Genomic DNA, 15524 nt, shown 5'->3' with positions numbered 1-15524 from the left:
GGGCACGGATATAACGGATCGACACGGATTTTTTATAGCGATGTGCAGAATAATTGAACCACGTGCGTCCTGGGTGCGCAGGCGTCCACGCCCGCATGCCGTCCTGGGTGCGCGGGCGTCTATGCCCGCATGCCGTCCTGGGTGCGCGGGCGTCCACGCCCGCATGCAGAGACTGCAGGCTGATGAAGATTGAGCGTTTATAGCATTTCTCTGATACATTGACCATTGTTCCTATCCGCCGTGTCGCGCGAGGCGCCTGCTTCCGGCGACGGGTGCAGCCCTGTCCAACAGACCTTATAAGCACTGCGCTCCCGCTCTCCGCGCCTTCGCGCCTAGTATAATCTAACGGGACACGGTATACCGTTCTGCGCCAGGTTCACGAGATCGCCGCGGAGTGTTGGGTAGCCGTGTCCTTCAACGCGACCAAGCCGAACAGTTATCTGGGCCCTCAAACCCGCATATGCTAGCAAGGCTGGCGCCGTTTTCCTCAGGAGGTTCTGTGTATGGCTTCCCGTGAGTCGCTCTTTATCGGCATTGATGTCTCCAAACAGACGCTGGATGTGGCGTTTGGCGCCGACCCGCACGCGCCACGCGAGACGATACCGTCTACCGACGAAGGTGTCCAGCTCCTGGTCACGCGACTCCAGCGCCTGCAGCCGACCCTGATTGTGCTGGAGGCGACCGGCGGGCTGGAGCGCATGGTGTTCGCCCAACTGCTCCAGGCTGGCTTGCCGACGGCGCGGGTGCAGCCACGCCGCGTGCGCGCCCTGGCGCACGCGGAAGGACGCCAGGCGAAGACCGACCGCCTGGATGCCCGGTTGCTCGCCCGCTTTGCCGAACGGGTGCGCCCGCCGCACCACCAAGCGACGGACGAGCAGCGCGCATCCTTGCGCGACCTGCTGGTCCGGCGGGAGCAGTTGATTCAGATGCGGACGGCTGAGATCAATCGGTTGACGGCTGCCGCGCCGAACCTCCGCCCGGGCATCCAGAAGCATATTGATTGGCTGGATCAGGAGATCCGTGCGCTTGAGCAGGAACGCGACAACGAGGCGGAGCGCACCGACGAGGTGCGCCGGAAACGGGAGCTGCGCGACAGCGTGCCCGGCATCGGCGCGATCACCGCACTGAACCTGCTGCTCCGCCTGCCCGAACTGGGGACCATCAAGCGCACGGAAGCGGCGGCCGTTGTGGGCGTTGCGCCGTATGCCAATCAGAGCGGCGCACAGCACAAACCCCGGCATATCTCCGGCGGCAGGAGGGATGTGCGCAGCGTGTTGTACATGGCGACCCTGGCGGCCACGCGGCGCCGTCTGGTCAGGCGCGCCTTCTATCAGCGCCTGTGTCAAGCTGGCAAGCCGCGCAAGGTCGCCATCGTCGCTGCGATGCGCAAGCTGCTGACTATTCTCGGCGCAATATTGCGTCAGCAAAAGCCCTGGGATCCGGCTGTGCATACGAGCGCCCCTTGACAAGCAACACAGTTACTCCGCGTGAGCCGGTTTGATGCACGCGGAGACGCGGAGTACGCGGAGATTAGAATACGGATGAGCACGGATAGAACGGATTTTTTAATTTGAAATCCGTGTGCATCCGTCCCATCCGTGTCAATCCGTGGTTGAGTTTCTTAAGCGAGACGCCCCCCTGACCACCTCGCATATGCTATACTTTCCACAATACTGATACGTCACTCTGCTCCAACCTATGGCGTTTACACGTGGATATGCTCTCATCATCGGGGTTGGCAGCTACCGCTTCGCGCCGCACCTCAACGTTCCGATCACTGCCGCCGATGCTGAGGCGGTGGCGACGGCGCTACGCGACCCGCGTTTGTGCGGCTACCCCGACGCCAATGTGACCCTCCTCGCCAATGAGGGCGCAACCCGCGACGGGGTGCTGGCAGCGCTGCGCACCCTCGCGCAGCGCACCACGCCCGCCGATACGATTCTGCTCTTCTACAGCGGTCACGGTGAGTACAGCGCCGATGGCGTCTATGCGCTCACCACCCACGACACCCGCTTCGATACCGGCGGTAAGGTTGTCACCGGCGCCGCCGTCAGTCAGACTGACCTGATCACCGCGCTGCGGGCAATTCCGGCTCAACGGGTGCTGGTGCTGATCAACGCCTGTCACGCCGGTGAACTCTCGCCGACCCTCGGCGCCGGTCAACCGGCAGTTGTCGGGCAGCCCTTCCCGCAGCAAACGACCGACGCCCTGCTTGCCACCGGCAGCGGGCGGATCATCATCACCGCCTGCCGCGAGCAGCAGGTCGCGTATATCGGTCCCGGTCCCCTGACGATCTTCGCCCAGGCGCTCACCGATGGGCTGCGCGGGCAGGGGGTGAGCGGGCGCGCCGGGTTCATCAGCGCCTTCGACCTCTACACCCACCTCTATTTCGCGGTGCGCGAGGCGGTGGAGCAGCGGGTGCCGCCAGCCTTGCGGCAGCAACACGGTCCCCAGGAGCCGGAGTTGACGGTACTGAAGGGGGTGGGTCCGTTTGCCGTGGCCCTCTTCCGCGGCGCAACGCAGCCCGGCGATTTCCCCACCGACCACGCGCCGCCGCCGGAGACGGCGATGCGCACGGTTGAGCCATCGCGCAGCCGTTGGGCATTCCAGCAGATCACCGGCGAGCGGGCGGTGAACGTTGCCGGTTCGGTCAGCAACAGCACGATCATCACCGGCGACGGCAACACCGTCGCGCAGGGTGACATCATCCGCACCGGCGACATCAGCGGCAGCGGGATTGCGATTGGGCGCGGGGCGCAGGCACATGTGCAGGGGGCGCCGCCTGCGGCCCGGTCGGTAGCCGCGCTCTTCGCACCGGTTGAGGCTGCAATTCGGCAGCGACCTGACGATCCGATAGTGACGAAGGATGAATTGCTGGCGACGGTCAGATGGATCGCCGATGAGGTGGCTCAGGGCGCTCAGGCCAACGAGCAGCGCCTGATCCGGTTGCTGCGTGCGCTGGCTACCACAGCGCCCGACATCTTTGCGCCGGTGGTGACGATCCTGCAAACACAGTCTATTTGTGCAGCGGCAGTACGGGCAGCGCTCCAGGTGCAGCGTGATGGAAATTGAGCAGATGTGCAGAATGATTGACATCCTGGGTGCGCGGGCGTCCCCGCCCGCATGAGGAGACTGCGGGTTGTGAAGATTGAGAATCTACAGCAGTTCTCGGATACATTGATCGTCCGGGTCTGCCCTGTCGCGCGAGACGCCCGCTTCCGGCGGAGTGTAGATCTAAATTCATTTCGGTCATCGCCGTGAGCGAGAGCGGAATTATGGCAGTTCTCAGATACGTTGACCCCTTGCCTGGATTTCTGGAGCGATCCATCGTCGGACGCCTGCGGCGGGCTGATGGAGATTGAGAAATACTTCCACTCTGCCGCGCTAGCCGTGGGGCTGAAGCCCTCGGCTAGTCAGGGCAAAGCCCGCCTGCGCGGGCTAGAGCGGAGTCATTACTCAAAGACCATAATCCCTGGCTGAGGTCGGGCAAGCCCTGCGGGCTGGATCAACCCCAGTCCTCTCGCGTATGGCAAGGATCGCAGGCTGCGATTGACGCGCTGCGCCAACCTCCCCCAGTCCTCTCGCGTATGGCAAGGATACCTGAAACGCCAGCCCCGCAGGGGCTTCCATGCGCTCAGGGAGGGCTTATGGAGATTGAGAAATAAATCCGGTATGCGCCCTTGCCGTGGGGCTGAAGCCCTCGGCTATGGAATGCAAAGCCCGCCTGCGCGGGCTAGAGCGGAGTCATTACTTAAAGACCATAATCCCCGGCTAAGGTCGGGCAAGCCCTGCGGGCTGGATCAACCCAGGTTCTCCCGCATATGGCAAGGATACCTGAAACGCCAGCCCCGCAGGGGCTTCCATGCTCTCAGGGAGGGCTTATGGAGATTGAGAAATAAATCCGGTATGCGCCCTTGCCGTGGGGCTGAAGCCCTCGGCTATGGAATGCAAAGCCCGCCTGCGCGGGCTAGAGCGGAGTCATTACTTAAAGACCATAATCCCTGGCTAAGGTCGGGCACGCCCTGCGGGCTGGATCAACCCAGGTTCTCCCGCATATGGCAAGGATACCTGAAACGCCAGCCCCGCAGGGGCTTCCATGCTCTCAGGGAGGGCTTGAGCCCGCACGTGCTGCGGTCGTCCGAGGAGGTTCAACCTCTATGAGAACTGCTATATTTCTTCAAAGACCATAACGCGAGCAGAGGGAGGGCGATGGAGGTGGGAGATTCGATCTCTACCGGCGATGTGACGGGGCAGGCGATTGCCATTGGCCACGGAGCGAGGGCCGTCTACCAGGCCATTCTCCGCCCGCTGCCGGTCGATCTGCGGGCGCTGGTGCAGCCGCTCATCGAAGCCTACACTGCAATTTTTGGCGGGCGCGATGCGGAACTGAACCGGCTCGACGCCTTCCTCGCCGATGAGCGCCATCCCTTCGGGCTGCTCGTTGCTCCGACGGGCCTGGGCAAAACGGCGCTGCTTGTCCACTGGATCAGACGGGTCCAGCAGCGCACCGACAATCGCTGGCAGATCATCTTCGTGCCGGTCAGTATCCGCTACCAGACAGCCGGTGAACAGGTGGCGTTGCGCATGCTGGCGCACAGTCTGGCCGAGTTCCACCACGATCTCGAACAGTTCCGACAGTATGAGCAATCACCGGCGGGCCTGCGGGCGCTGGTGATCGATTACCTGCGCCGCCCCCTGCCGGACGGTTCTCGATTGCTGCTGGTGCTCGACGGGATTGATGAAGCGGTCGGCTGGCAGGTCGGTCCCCTCTGCGCCGTCCCGCCCCAGGTCGGCTTGAAGATCGTCGTTGCCGCCCGGCAGCGGGCCGATATGGGGCATACCGAATGGACAGCGCACCTCAACTGGGACGCCGGACAGGTGGCGCACTTCCATCTCACGGGTCTTGATCGCGCCGCGCTGATTGCGCTGCTCAAAGCGCAGGACGAGCGCCTGGCCGCCCTGGCTGACGATCCCGCATTCGTTGCTCAGTTCGAGCGCGTCAGTGAGGGCGACCCACTGACCTGCAACCTGCTGATCAAAGCCCTGCTTGGGAATACTCTGTCTCCGATCGACCTGAGCCGACGCCCGCCCGGTCTGGAAGCCTTTCTCCGCGACTGGGTCGAAACCCTGCGCAAAAAACGCCAGGAGAGTGCCGCAATCCGCGAGCTACTGGCGCTCTGCGCCGTCGCGTATGGACCGCTGACCAGCGACGATCTATCAGCACTGGCGCCGACGGTGTTTAGCGACCAGAGTGTGATAGTTGATGCCGTGCATAGCGATGAGGTTGCCCGCTTCATCATCACCGTCGGCGAGCACAGCTACGTCTTCAGCCACCAGCGCCTGCGCGAAGTCTTCCTTGAACAGATTTACCCGCCCACAGAGCGTGAACGGTTGCACCGACGGCTGGTAGACTACGGCAAAGCCTGGTGGGCCGACCGTCATCAGCCGCTTTCCGAATACCTGCGCCGCTTCTGGCTGCTGCACTGCGCCGAGGTGGGCGAATGGGAGCGGATCCGTGAGGTGGTCAGTGCGATCGTGCCGACGAGGGACGGGAGTGGCGTTGAACAACCCTGGCAGACGGCGCGCTATGCCGCCGAGGGCAGCAACAGCGGCTATCTGGGCGACCTGGAGCGGCTCTGGACGCGGGCCGAGCAGCAGGGCGATCTGGGGCTGGCGCTGCGCTGCGCGCTGATTGCAGCCAGCCTGCGCGGCCAGAGCGGGAACCTGAGTCCGACATTACTGGTCGGGCTGGTGCAGGTCGGCACGCCGGCGGGCACATGGAGCGCAGCCGCGGCGCTGGAGCATATTGCGCTGATGCCTGACAGCGAGCGCCAGGCTAATAGTCTACAGGCGCTGCTGGTGGCGGGTATCGCTTTGCCCTGGGCGCGGGCGCTTGAGGTGGCGCTGGCGATTGCGGATAAGGAGGCGCGGGCCACAGCGCTGGCGGCGCTCGCCCCCCACCTGCCCCCGCACCTGCTCGCCGAGGCCCTCGCCGCCGCTCGGACAATTGACAACGAGGACTGGCGATCTCGGGCGCTGGCCGCGCTCGCCCCCCACCTGCCCCCGCACCTGCTCGCCGAGGCCCTCGCCGCCGCTCGGACAATTGACAACGAGGACTGGCGATCTCGGGCGCTGGCCGCGCTCGCCCCCCACCTGCCCCCGCACCTGCTCGCCGAGGCCCTCGCCGCCGCTCGGACAATTGACAGCGAGTACCGGCGATATGAGGCGCTGGCCGCGCTCGCCCCCCACCTGCCCGCCGAGCAGCAGCCCGCCGTCTACGCCGAGGCCCTCGCCGCCGCTTGGACAATTGACAGCGAGTACTGGCGATCTGAGGCGCTGACCGCGCTCGCCCCCCACCTGCCCGCCGAGCAGCAGCCCGCCGTCTACGCCGCGGCCCTCGACGCCGCTCTGACAATTGACAACGAGGAATGGCTAGAGGACTGGCTATCTCGGGCGCTGGCCGCGCTCGCCCCCCACCTGCCCCCGCACCTGCTCGCCGAGGCCCTCGCCGCCGCTTGGACAATCCGCGATGCCGATGACCAGGTCGCAGCGCTGGCCGCGCTCGCCCCCCACCTGCCCCCGCACCTGTTCGCCGAGGCCCTCGCCGCCGCTCGGACAATTGACACAATTGACAGAGAGTACCGGCGATCTGAGGCGCTGGCCGCGCTCGCCCCCCACCTGCCCACGCACCTGTTCGCCGAGGCCCTCGCCGCCGCTCGGACAATTGCCAACGAGGACTGGCGATCTCGGGCGCTGGCCGCGCTCGCCCCCCACCTGCCCGCCGAGCAGCAGCCCGCCGTCTACGCCGAGGCCCTCGCCGCCGCACGGGCGATTAGGTGGGATAGGAACCGCGCCAGAGCGCTGGCCGCGCTCGCCCCCCACTTGCCCGCCGAGCAGCAGCCCGCCGTCTACGCCGACGCCCTCGCCGCCGCTCGGACAATTGCCGACGAGGACCGGCGATCTCGGGCGCTGGCCGCGCTCGCCCCCCACCTGCCCACGCACCTGTTCGCCGAGGCCCTCGCCGCCGCTCGGGCGATTAGGTCGGATAGTAACCGCGCCAGAGCGCTGGCCGCGCTCGCCTCCCACCTGCCCGCCGGGCAGCAGCCCGCCGTCTACGCCGAGGCCCTCGCCGCCGCTTGGACAATCCGCGATGCCGATGACCAGGTCGCAGCGCTGGCCGCGCTCGCCCCCCACCTGCCCCCGCACCTGTTCGCCGAGGCCCTCGCCGCCGCTCGGACAATTGACAGCGAGTACCGGCGATCTCGGGCGCTGGCCGCGCTCGCCCCCCACCTGCCCCCGCACCTGTTCGCCGAGGCCCTCGCCGCCGCTTGGACAATCCGCGATGCCGATGACCAGGTCGCAGCGCTGGCCGCGCTCGCCCCCCACCTGCCCCCGCACCTGTTCGCCGAGGCCCTCGCCGCCGCTCGGACAATTGCCGACAAGAACTGGCGATCTGAGGCGCTGGCCGCGCTCGCCCCCCACCTGCCCGCCGAGCAGCAGCCCGCCGTCTACGCCGACGCCCTCGCCGCCGCTCGGACAATTGCCGACGAGTACTGGCGATCTGAGGCGCTGGCCGCGCTCGCCCCCCACCTGCCCCCGCACCTGTTCGCCGAGGCCCTCGCCGCCGCTCGGACAATTGCCGACGAGTACTGGCGATCTGAGGCGCTGGCCGCGCTCGCCCCCCACCTGCCCCCGCACCTGTTCGCCGAGGCCCTCGCCGCCGCTCGGACAATTGACAGCGAGTACCGGCGATCTGAGGCGCTGGCCGCGCTCGCCCCCCACCTGCCCCCGCACCTGCTCGCCGAGGCCCTCGCCGCCGCTCGGACAATCCGCGATGCCGATGACCAGGTCGCAGCGCTGGCCGCGCTCGCCCCCCACCTGCCCGCCGGGCAGCAGCCCGCCGTCTACGCCGAGGCCCTCGCCGCCGCTCGGACAATTGCCGACGAGCACTGGCGATCTCGGGCGCTGGCCGCGCTCGCCCCCCACCTGCCCCCGCACCTGCTCGCCGAGGCCCTCGCCGCCGCTCGGACAATCCGCGATGCCGATGACCAGGTCGCAGCGCTGGCCGCGCTCGCCCCCCACCTGCCCGCCGGGCAGCAGCCCGCCGTCTACGCCGAGGCCCTCGCCGCCGCTCGGACAATTGACAGCGAGTACCGGCGATCTGAGGCGCTGGCCGCGCTCGCCCCCCACCTGCCCGCCGGGCAGCAGCCCGCCGTCTACGCCGAGGCCCTCGCCGCCGCTCGGACAATTGCCGACGAGTACTGGCGATCTGAGGCGCTGGCCGCGCTCGCCCCCCACCTGCCCACGCACCTGTTCGCCGAGGCCCTCGCCGCCGCTCGGACAATTGCCGACAAGTACTGGCGATCTGAGGCGCTGGCCGCGCTCGCCCCCCACCTGCCCACGCACCTGTTCGCCGACGCCCTCGCCGCCGCACGGGCGATTGAGTGGGATTTTTCTCGCCCCAGAGCGCTGGCCGCGCTCGCCCCCCACCTGGCAGCAACCCCTGCGCTCGATGAACAGTTTGTGCCAACGCTGCGCACCCTTGCGCAACGGGGGCGCCCGGCGTTGCTCGGTGATCTGCGAGCGCTACAGCCGTGGCTGGCGGCGCTGGCTGAGCGGCGACGGCAATCCACAATGTTAGCGGCGCTGGCGACGGCGATCAGCGAGACTGGGCGGTGCTGGCCGTGATCAGGGGTGCGGGCGCGCTATGGGCGGGTGATCTCCAGGCGCTCGGCGGTGATGATGTGGGTGAGCAGGCCGCGGCAGGCGCGGTCGATCATATCGTGGACGTCGCGGAAGCGCCCGTTATAGTACGGGTCGGGAATATCGCGGAGACCGAGATCGGGCGCATAATCGAGCAGCAGGCTGAGGCGCACCAGCGAACTGCCGACCATGCGGCGCAGTGCGTCGAGATGGGCGCGCTCGGCCGCAACGATGTAGTCGAAACGCGCGAAATCGTCCGCCTGGATCATGCGCGCGCGATGGTTGCAGCGGATGCCGCGTTCGGCAAGCAGCGCGGTGACCCCCGGATGCGGCGGGTCGCCAATGTTCCACGCGCCGATTCCGGCAGAGTCGGTTTTGATCCGCCCGCTCAACCCGGCCTGCTCGACATAATGCCGGAAGATGCCCTCCGCCATGGGGGAACGACAGATATTCCCCGTGCAGACGAAGAGCACAGCAATGATCCTGTTGTTGGCGCTGCTCACCTGCATTCCTGGTGTATCATGGCGTCCAGAACATCGTGCTCTTGAACCGAGAGTATACCATAATTCATGGAGACGTTCATTGACCGACTGAGGATCGTGCGCGAGCGAATCGCCGCCGCAGCGCAGCGCGCACACCGCGATCCTGCGACGATTCGCCTGGTGGGGGTGACGAAGGCGCAGCCGGTGGAGGCGATCCGCACGGCGCTGGATGCGGGTCTGTGCGAGATTGGCGAAAACCGGGTGCAGGAGGCGGAAGCCAAAATGACTGCGCTGGAGGCGGAACGCTATCGTTTGACCTGGCACCTGATCGGGCATCTGCAAACGAACAAGGCAAAAAAAGCCGCCACGTTGTTCGATATGGTCCATTCGGTCGATAGTCTGCGGTTGGCGCAGGCTATCAACCGCTACGCTGCTGAGGTGCGTCGTGATCCGGGGAGACGTTTGCCCATCCTCTTGCAGGTGAATGTCTCTGGTGAGGCGACGAAGTCCGGTTTCGATCTGTATGGTTGGGAAACGCAGCCCGATGTGTATGAGCGTTTTTGCGCCGATGTCGAGCAGATACTGGCGCTGCCGCACCTGGACGTGCGCGGGTTGATGACGATTGCGCCATGGGCGCCCGACCCGGAAGCAGCGCGCCCCGTGTTCCGCGCGACGCGGCGCCTGCGTGACGCGCTGGCGCAGCGATTTCCAATCGCACCATGGCGTGATCTGTCGATGGGTATGACTGACGACTTTGAAGTCGCCATTGAAGAAGGGGCGACTATCGTGCGGATCGGGCGGGCGATCTTCGGCGAGCGGTAAGGATTTGTCATTCGGGCGAGAATGTGCTACCATCGCACGCACAGCGCGGGATCAATAGAGGGTAAGGAGGCGGCAGGTGAGCATTCTGGTCGATAAAAACACCCGTTTGCTCGTGCAGGGGATCACCGGGCGCGAGGGTGAGTTCCATACGCGCCAGATGATTGCTTATGGCACGAACGTGGTTGCAGGTGTCACGCCGGGTCGCGGTGGGCAGACCGCGATCGACGGCAGGGTGCCGGTGTTCAACACGGTGGCGGAAGCCGTCAAACAAACCGGTGCGAATGTTTCGGTCATTTACGTCCCGGCAGCCTTTGCGCCGGATGCGATGCGTGAGGCGGCGGCGGCTGGCATCCCGTTGATCGTCTGCATTACCGAAGGCATTCCGGCGAACGACATGGTGGCGACCTACGCCTTCATTCGTGAACATGGCGCGCGCCTGATCGGACCGAACTGCCCCGGGTTGCTGACCCCTGGTCAGGCGAAGGTGGGGATCATTCCGGGCAACATCGCCACTCCCGGTCCGGTCGGGGTGGTGTCGAAGAGCGGCACACTCACCTACGAGGCGGTCGATGCGTTGACGCGGATCGGTCTGGGGCAGACGACGATTGTCGGGATCGGCGGCGACCCGATCATCGGCACCTCCTTTGTCGATGTGCTGGAGATGTTCCAGGCTGATCCTGAGACGGCTGCAATTGTGCTGATCGGCGAAATCGGCGGGGCGGCGGAGATCGATGCCGCGAAGTATATCGCGGCGCACGTCACGAAGCCGGTCGTCAGTTTCATCGCCGGGCAAACGGCGCCGCCGGGCAAACGGATGGGGCACGCAGGCGCGATCATTACCGGCGGCGAAGGCACCGCCCAGGAGAAGATCGCAGCGCTCGAAGCAGTGGGTGTGCGCGTGGCGCGCCTGCCGACCGATATTGCTCAACTGGTCCGAGAGGTCCTGTAAGCGAGAGGCGATAGCTGATAGCCGATAGGCGATAGCCGATAGGCGAGAGGGTCACCGTTGGAGTTCGCGTGACGCACAGGCGGGCCTCGCCCTGCATAGCCGAGGGGTTCAGCCCCACGGCGAATCGAATAGAACACGGATCGGCACAGACATAACGGATCGGCACGGATTTCTTAACCATCATCCGTGCTAATCCGTGGTTAGTTTCAAAGCAGGGGAATGGTGATCCTCACAGGGGTGGGTTTTCTGGCAAGCCTCTGTGTGTCATCTCCCCTTTTAGCCATCAGAACGCCCAAACTTCCCCTTCTCCCTCAACGTTGGTGCGCCGATCCAGCGCGGGGTCGGGGGTTTCAGCCATCAGGACGCCCAAACTCCCCCTTCTCCTCTTGTGGGAGAAGGGGGTCGGGGGGATGAGGGGCAAAAGAATACCAGAATGCAGTACGTTTTTGCGGCAAAATCTGAATCTATGCAGTGCAAGCCCAGTGGGGATTGAAGGCGCCCTCGCTACTGCAACAACATCTCAAAGTTAGGCTGGTCACCGCCCGTAAAGCGACGGAAGACGCGCTGAACAAGGCGCACCGTCCCCTCACCGAGCCAGTAGGTCAGGATCGAGCCAAGCACAAGGCCAACCGCGCTGCCAACGGCTGCGCCGAGACCAAAGATGACATAGTGCGTGCGCTTACTGGCATTCATAGTATATGTCATTCCTATTGCATGACGACGACCGGGGTCGCTTTGCTCCACAGCCGTTCAAGCCGGTAACGGTCGCGCAGTTCGACAGAAAAAATGTGAACGACCACATCGCCATAGTCGAGCAGCACCCAGCCAGTGTCGGCTGTTCCCTCGATGCGCGGCTGGATATCGTACTCGCGGGCGAGTCCCTCATCGATGGCTTCGGTGATCGCCTTGAGCTGGCGTTCGCTCCCGCCGGTGCAGATGACGAAGTAATCCGCAACGCTGTTCAACCGTCGCAAATCGAGCAGGACGATATTGCTGGCCTGTTTGTCTTCGGCGAGCGTCACTGCCCGTCGCGCGATTTCTGTCGCCTGTACAGCCTGTTCCTGGATCAGAGCGCCCTCCTTCATTTCAGAGTTGTGCGACATCTCCCGATATATCTTCTCGTCTGATTCTACCAGAATCGCGGCACGCCTGCAACGTGATGACGTTGAGTCGTTGCTCACATGGGGCATCGAGCGCTCCTCTCTCCCCCTTCTTCCCTTCGTGGGAGCAGGATCAGGGGGGATGCCCACAGGGATTTTTGGCAAGCCCCTGCGCGCCATCTACCGTTTCAGCCATCAGAATGCCCAACCTCCCCCTTCTCCCCTTGTGGGAGAAGGGGGTTGGGGGATGAGGGGGCAAAGGTCTTCCTCCGCTCCCTATGACGCAAGACGCAACAGCGATCCGGTCACGACCCCCGCAGTCTGCATCAACAGCGATGCCAGCGTTGAGTCGCGCACCATCGTCGTCCACGGCTCCAGCGGATACGCCCGGATGACCTGCCCCAGCGCCGTGATCAGCAGCGCGGCATGCACGATTCCCAGCGCCGCACCCAGCCCATGGTCGAGGTTGCCGAAAACGATCAGTCCCACGTACAGCTGGAGCAGCGAGGCGAGCAGACTGGCGCTGCCGCTCACCAGCGCCAGCAGCGTGAGTGCGCCGCCCACCTCAGCCACGGCGCGACTGGCGGTGAACGACATCAGCGCGTCGGCTGCATCTGAACCGTACCGGCCGGCGACCGCCAGACCCGCCGCGAGACCGGCGAGCGCCAGGATTTGCCGCACGAGACCCCAGTAGTAGCCAGCGATGCCTGCCAGCGCCAGGATGATGCCGATCAGGATGTCGAGAAGGTTCATCGTCGATGAAACTTATAGCAGTTCTCGGCTACATTGACCATTTTCCTATCCGCCGTGTCGCGTGAGGCGCGCGCTGCCAGCGGAATGTAGACCGAAATTATGGTCTTTGAATAAATAATCCGGTATAGCCCGCGCAGGCGGGCTTTGCCTTAGATAGCCGAGGGCTTATGGTCTTTGAAGAAATAATCCGCCATAGCCCGCGCAGGCGGGCTTTGCCCTGGATAGCCGAGGGCTTATGGTCTTTGAAGAAATAATCCGCCATAGCCCGCGCAGGCGGGCTTTGCCCTGGTTAGCCGAGGGCTTCAGCCCCACGGCTAGCGCAGTATAGCGGATTTAATTTTCAATCTCCATCAGCCCCACGGCTAGCGCGGGATAGCGGATTTATTTCTCAATCTTCATCATTTCGGTCGTCGCGATTCCGGGAGTGTTCAACCTCGTCCACCTGGTTCAACCCCTGTGAGAACCGCTATAAAATTAACCACGGATCAGCACGGGTGAGACGGATGACCGCGGATGTCAATCAAAAGATCCGTGCCGATCCGTGTTCTATTTCAAACCCGTGCCGATCCGTGTTCTATTTCCAGCAGCGCTGCGGGGACGCAGCACCGCTGCGTCCCTACTACTCGACGGTGTACTCTCCCTCGACGACGCCTTCGTCTTTGCCCTTCTTCGCGCCGGCGCCGTCGCCGCCTGCGCTGGTGTAGGCGCTCTGCGACACCTGGTACATCGCCTGTTGCAACTCCGACGAAATCGAGCGCATACGGCTCTCGTTCTCCTGGCTGATCGCCTCGCGCAGGTCTTTGATCAGACCCTCGACGCGGCTCTTGAGCGCCGGATCAACCTTGTCGCCGAGTTCGTTCAGCGACTTCTCGCTCTGGTACGCCAGGCTGTCCGACTGGTTCTTCAGTTCGATCAGTTCGCGTCGCCGCTTGTCCTCGGCTGCATGCAGTTCGGCGTCGCGGATCATCCGCTCGATCTCTTCCTTCGACAGGTTGGTGCTGGCGGTGATCGTGATCCGCTGCTCCTTCCCGGTTGCCTTATCGCGGGCGGACACGTTCAGGATGCCGTTGGCGTCGATATCGAACGTCACTTCGATCTGCGGCACGCCGCGCGGCGCCGGCGGAATACCTTCGAGCCGGAAGCGACCCAGCGTCATATTGTCGGCTGCCAGTTCGCGCTCGCCCTGCAACACGTGGATGTCCACCGCCGTCTGCCCGTCGGCAGCCGTCGAGAAGATTTCGCTCTTGCGGGTCGGAATGGTCGTGTTGCGCTCGATCAGTTTGGTCATCACACCGCCAAGCGTCTCGACACCGAGTGAGAGCGGCGTGACGTCGAGCAACACCACATCCTTCACATCGCCGCCGAGCACGCCTGCCTGGATCGCCGCGCCAATCGCCACGACCTCGTCTGGGTTAACGCTGCGGTTCGGCTCTTTGCCCGTCAGTTTGCGCACCAGGTCGATGACCACCGGCATGCGCGTCGAGCCGCCAACCAGCACGACCTCGTCAAGATCGCCTGGCTTCAGACCAGCGTCCTTCAACGCCTGGAAGAACGGACCCTTCAGGCGTTCAGTCAGGTCGGCGGTCAACTGCTCGAACTTCGCACGGCTGAGGCGCATTTGCAAATGCTTCGGACCGCTGGCGTCGGCGGTGATGAACGGCAGGTTGATCTCGGTCTCCGACATGCTGGAGAGTTCGATCTTCGCCTTCTCCGCTGCTTCTTTCAGGCGCTGCAACGCCTGGCGGTCCTTGCTCAGATCGATGCCCTGATCCTTGCGGAACTCGTCGATCAGCCAGTTGACGATCCGCTGGTCATAGTCATCGCCGCCGAGGTGCGTATCGCCGTTGGTGGCTTTCACCTCGACCACGCCATCGCCGACTTCGAGCACCGACACGTCGAACGTCCCGCCGCCCAGGTCGAACACCAGAATCGTCTCGTCCTTCTTCTTATCGAGACCATACGCCAGCGCAGCCGCAGTCGGCTCATTGATGATGCGCAGCACCTCAAGCCCGGCGATCTTGCCGGCGTCCTTGGTCGCCTGACGCTGACTGTCGTTGAAGTATGCCGGAACGGTAATCACCGCTTTGGTCACCGGCTCGCCAAGGTACGCTTCGGCGTCGGTTTTGAGTTTCTGCAACACCATCGCCGAAATCTCCTGCGGCGCATATTCTTTGCCAGTCACCGGCGAGAAGACGCGCACATCGTTGCGTGGACCCTTCACCACCTTGAAGGGCACCATCTCGCGCTCAACGGTCGTCTCATCAAAATTGCGCCCGATGAAGCGCTTGATCGAATAAAACGTATTGTCCGGGTTGATCGTCGCCTGGCGCTTCGCCGTCTGCCCGACCAGGCGCTCACCGTTCTTCGTGAACGCAACAACCGACGGCGTGGTGCGGTTGCCTTCCGCGTTCGGAATAACGACCGGGTCGCCGCCTTCCATCACCGCGACGACCGAGTTGGTTGTTCCCAGGTCAATGCCGACAATCTTTGGCATAGTCGTCTCACCTTCTTCCCTGCAAAATTGTGAACTGAAGGAGCATGCACTGCGGGAACGCCCGCTGCGCCTGTCACTGCTGTTAGTTTACCCGTTTCTTGCTAATCCGCTATATGTGCAGTGTTAGAAGTGTGTTAGATTTGCCGCAGATGTTGGTACTAACATCCTATCAACTTCCTCTTGCCCGACGTGATATAGTATCATTGACACGCCAGCATCAG

General features: G+C 64.2%; 10 protein-coding genes. 5 read left to right on the top strand and 5 right to left on the bottom strand.

Annotated features, from left to right (window positions below):
* The first annotated feature begins 503 nt into the window (after positions 1–503).
* The 3 genes from ROSERS_RS16760 (at position 504) to ROSERS_RS26925 (ending at position 8688) form a co-directional block, all read left to right on the top strand.
* Positions 504–1466 carry an IS110 family transposase gene (locus ROSERS_RS16760; RefSeq protein WP_011957960.1) on the top strand — a complete coding sequence of 321 codons (963 nt, stop codon included), beginning with the start codon at positions 504–506 and terminating at the stop codon, positions 1464–1466.
* A gap of 232 nt (positions 1467–1698) precedes the next feature.
* Positions 1699–3072, top strand: a complete 1374-nt coding sequence (locus ROSERS_RS16755; protein WP_011957959.1) for a caspase family protein — start codon at positions 1699–1701, stop codon at positions 3070–3072.
* A 1137-nt stretch (positions 3073–4209) separates the two neighbouring features.
* The gene (locus ROSERS_RS26925) at positions 4210–8688 is read left to right on the top strand and encodes an ATP-binding protein (protein WP_011957958.1); all 4479 of its coding nucleotides are present in this window, start codon (positions 4210–4212) and stop codon (positions 8686–8688) included.
* A 17-nt stretch (positions 8689–8705) separates the two neighbouring features.
* Here ROSERS_RS26925 and ROSERS_RS16745 read toward each other — a convergent pair whose 3' ends face one another.
* Positions 8706–9212, bottom strand: a complete 507-nt coding sequence (locus tag ROSERS_RS16745) for a low molecular weight protein-tyrosine-phosphatase (protein ID WP_011957957.1) — start codon at positions 9210–9212, stop codon at positions 8706–8708.
* A 60-nt stretch (positions 9213–9272) separates the two neighbouring features.
* Between ROSERS_RS16745 and ROSERS_RS16740 the strand changes: the two genes are divergently transcribed.
* Both ROSERS_RS16740 and sucD read left to right on the top strand, forming a co-directional pair.
* A complete protein-coding gene (locus tag ROSERS_RS16740) occupies positions 9273–10007 on the top strand; it encodes a YggS family pyridoxal phosphate-dependent enzyme (protein WP_011957956.1) in 735 nt (244 codons plus the stop codon).
* Positions 10008–10083: 76 nt separating this feature from the next.
* Complete coding sequence (gene sucD, locus ROSERS_RS16735; protein WP_011957955.1) at positions 10084–10956, top strand: succinate--CoA ligase subunit alpha; 873 nt, start codon at positions 10084–10086, stop codon at positions 10954–10956.
* A 504-nt stretch (positions 10957–11460) separates the two neighbouring features.
* On the opposite strand, the gene ROSERS_RS16730 is transcribed toward sucD, so the two are convergent.
* The 4 genes from ROSERS_RS16730 to dnaK form a co-directional block, all read right to left on the bottom strand.
* Positions 11461–11649: a hypothetical protein gene (locus ROSERS_RS16730; RefSeq protein ID WP_011957954.1), complete on the bottom strand. Its 189-nt coding sequence runs from the start codon at positions 11647–11649 to the stop codon at positions 11461–11463.
* Positions 11650–11663: 14 nt separating this feature from the next.
* Entirely contained in the window at positions 11664–12059 is a 396-nt protein-coding gene (gene rsfS, locus ROSERS_RS16725; RefSeq protein WP_232282642.1) for a ribosome silencing factor, read from the bottom strand.
* Between the two features lie 273 nt (positions 12060–12332).
* Positions 12333–12809 carry a CvpA family protein gene (locus ROSERS_RS16720; RefSeq protein WP_011957952.1) on the bottom strand — a complete coding sequence of 159 codons (477 nt, stop codon included), beginning with the start codon at positions 12807–12809 and terminating at the stop codon, positions 12333–12335.
* 619 nt (positions 12810–13428) lie between these two features.
* Positions 13429–15303 (bottom strand): molecular chaperone DnaK, encoded by a 1875-nt coding sequence (gene dnaK, locus ROSERS_RS16715; RefSeq protein WP_011957951.1) that lies wholly within the window; start codon positions 15301–15303, stop codon positions 13429–13431.
* Positions 15304–15524 lie beyond the last annotated feature (221 nt).

Source organism: Roseiflexus sp. RS-1 (assembly GCF_000016665.1).
Lineage (GTDB): Bacteria > Chloroflexota > Chloroflexia > Chloroflexales > Roseiflexaceae > Roseiflexus.
Note: the sequence above shows the minus strand (reverse complement) of the source record. Positions and strands in the feature narration are given on the sequence as shown.

Bases quoted from the DNA above. Each gene is read 5' to 3' on its own strand.
- ROSERS_RS16730 (WP_011957954.1), bottom strand. From the start codon at position 11,649: ATGAATGCCAGTAAGCGCACGCACTATGTCATCTTTGGTCTCGGCGCA.
- rsfS (WP_232282642.1), bottom strand. From the start codon at position 12,059: ATGTCGCACAACTCTGAAATGAAGGAGGGCGCTCTGATCCAGGAACAG.
- ROSERS_RS16745 (WP_011957957.1), bottom strand. From the start codon at position 9,212: ATGCAGGTGAGCAGCGCCAACAACAGGATCATTGCTGTGCTCTTCGTC.
- dnaK (WP_011957951.1), bottom strand. From the start codon at position 15,303: ATGCCAAAGATTGTCGGCATTGACCTGGGAACAACCAACTCGGTCGTC.
- ROSERS_RS26925 (WP_011957958.1), top strand. From the start codon at position 4,210: ATGGAGGTGGGAGATTCGATCTCTACCGGCGATGTGACGGGGCAGGCG.
- ROSERS_RS16740 (WP_011957956.1), top strand. From the start codon at position 9,273: ATGGAGACGTTCATTGACCGACTGAGGATCGTGCGCGAGCGAATCGCC.
- ROSERS_RS16720 (WP_011957952.1), bottom strand. From the start codon at position 12,809: ATGAACCTTCTCGACATCCTGATCGGCATCATCCTGGCGCTGGCAGGC.
- ROSERS_RS16755 (WP_011957959.1), top strand. From the start codon at position 1,699: ATGGCGTTTACACGTGGATATGCTCTCATCATCGGGGTTGGCAGCTAC.
- ROSERS_RS16760 (WP_011957960.1), top strand. From the start codon at position 504: ATGGCTTCCCGTGAGTCGCTCTTTATCGGCATTGATGTCTCCAAACAG.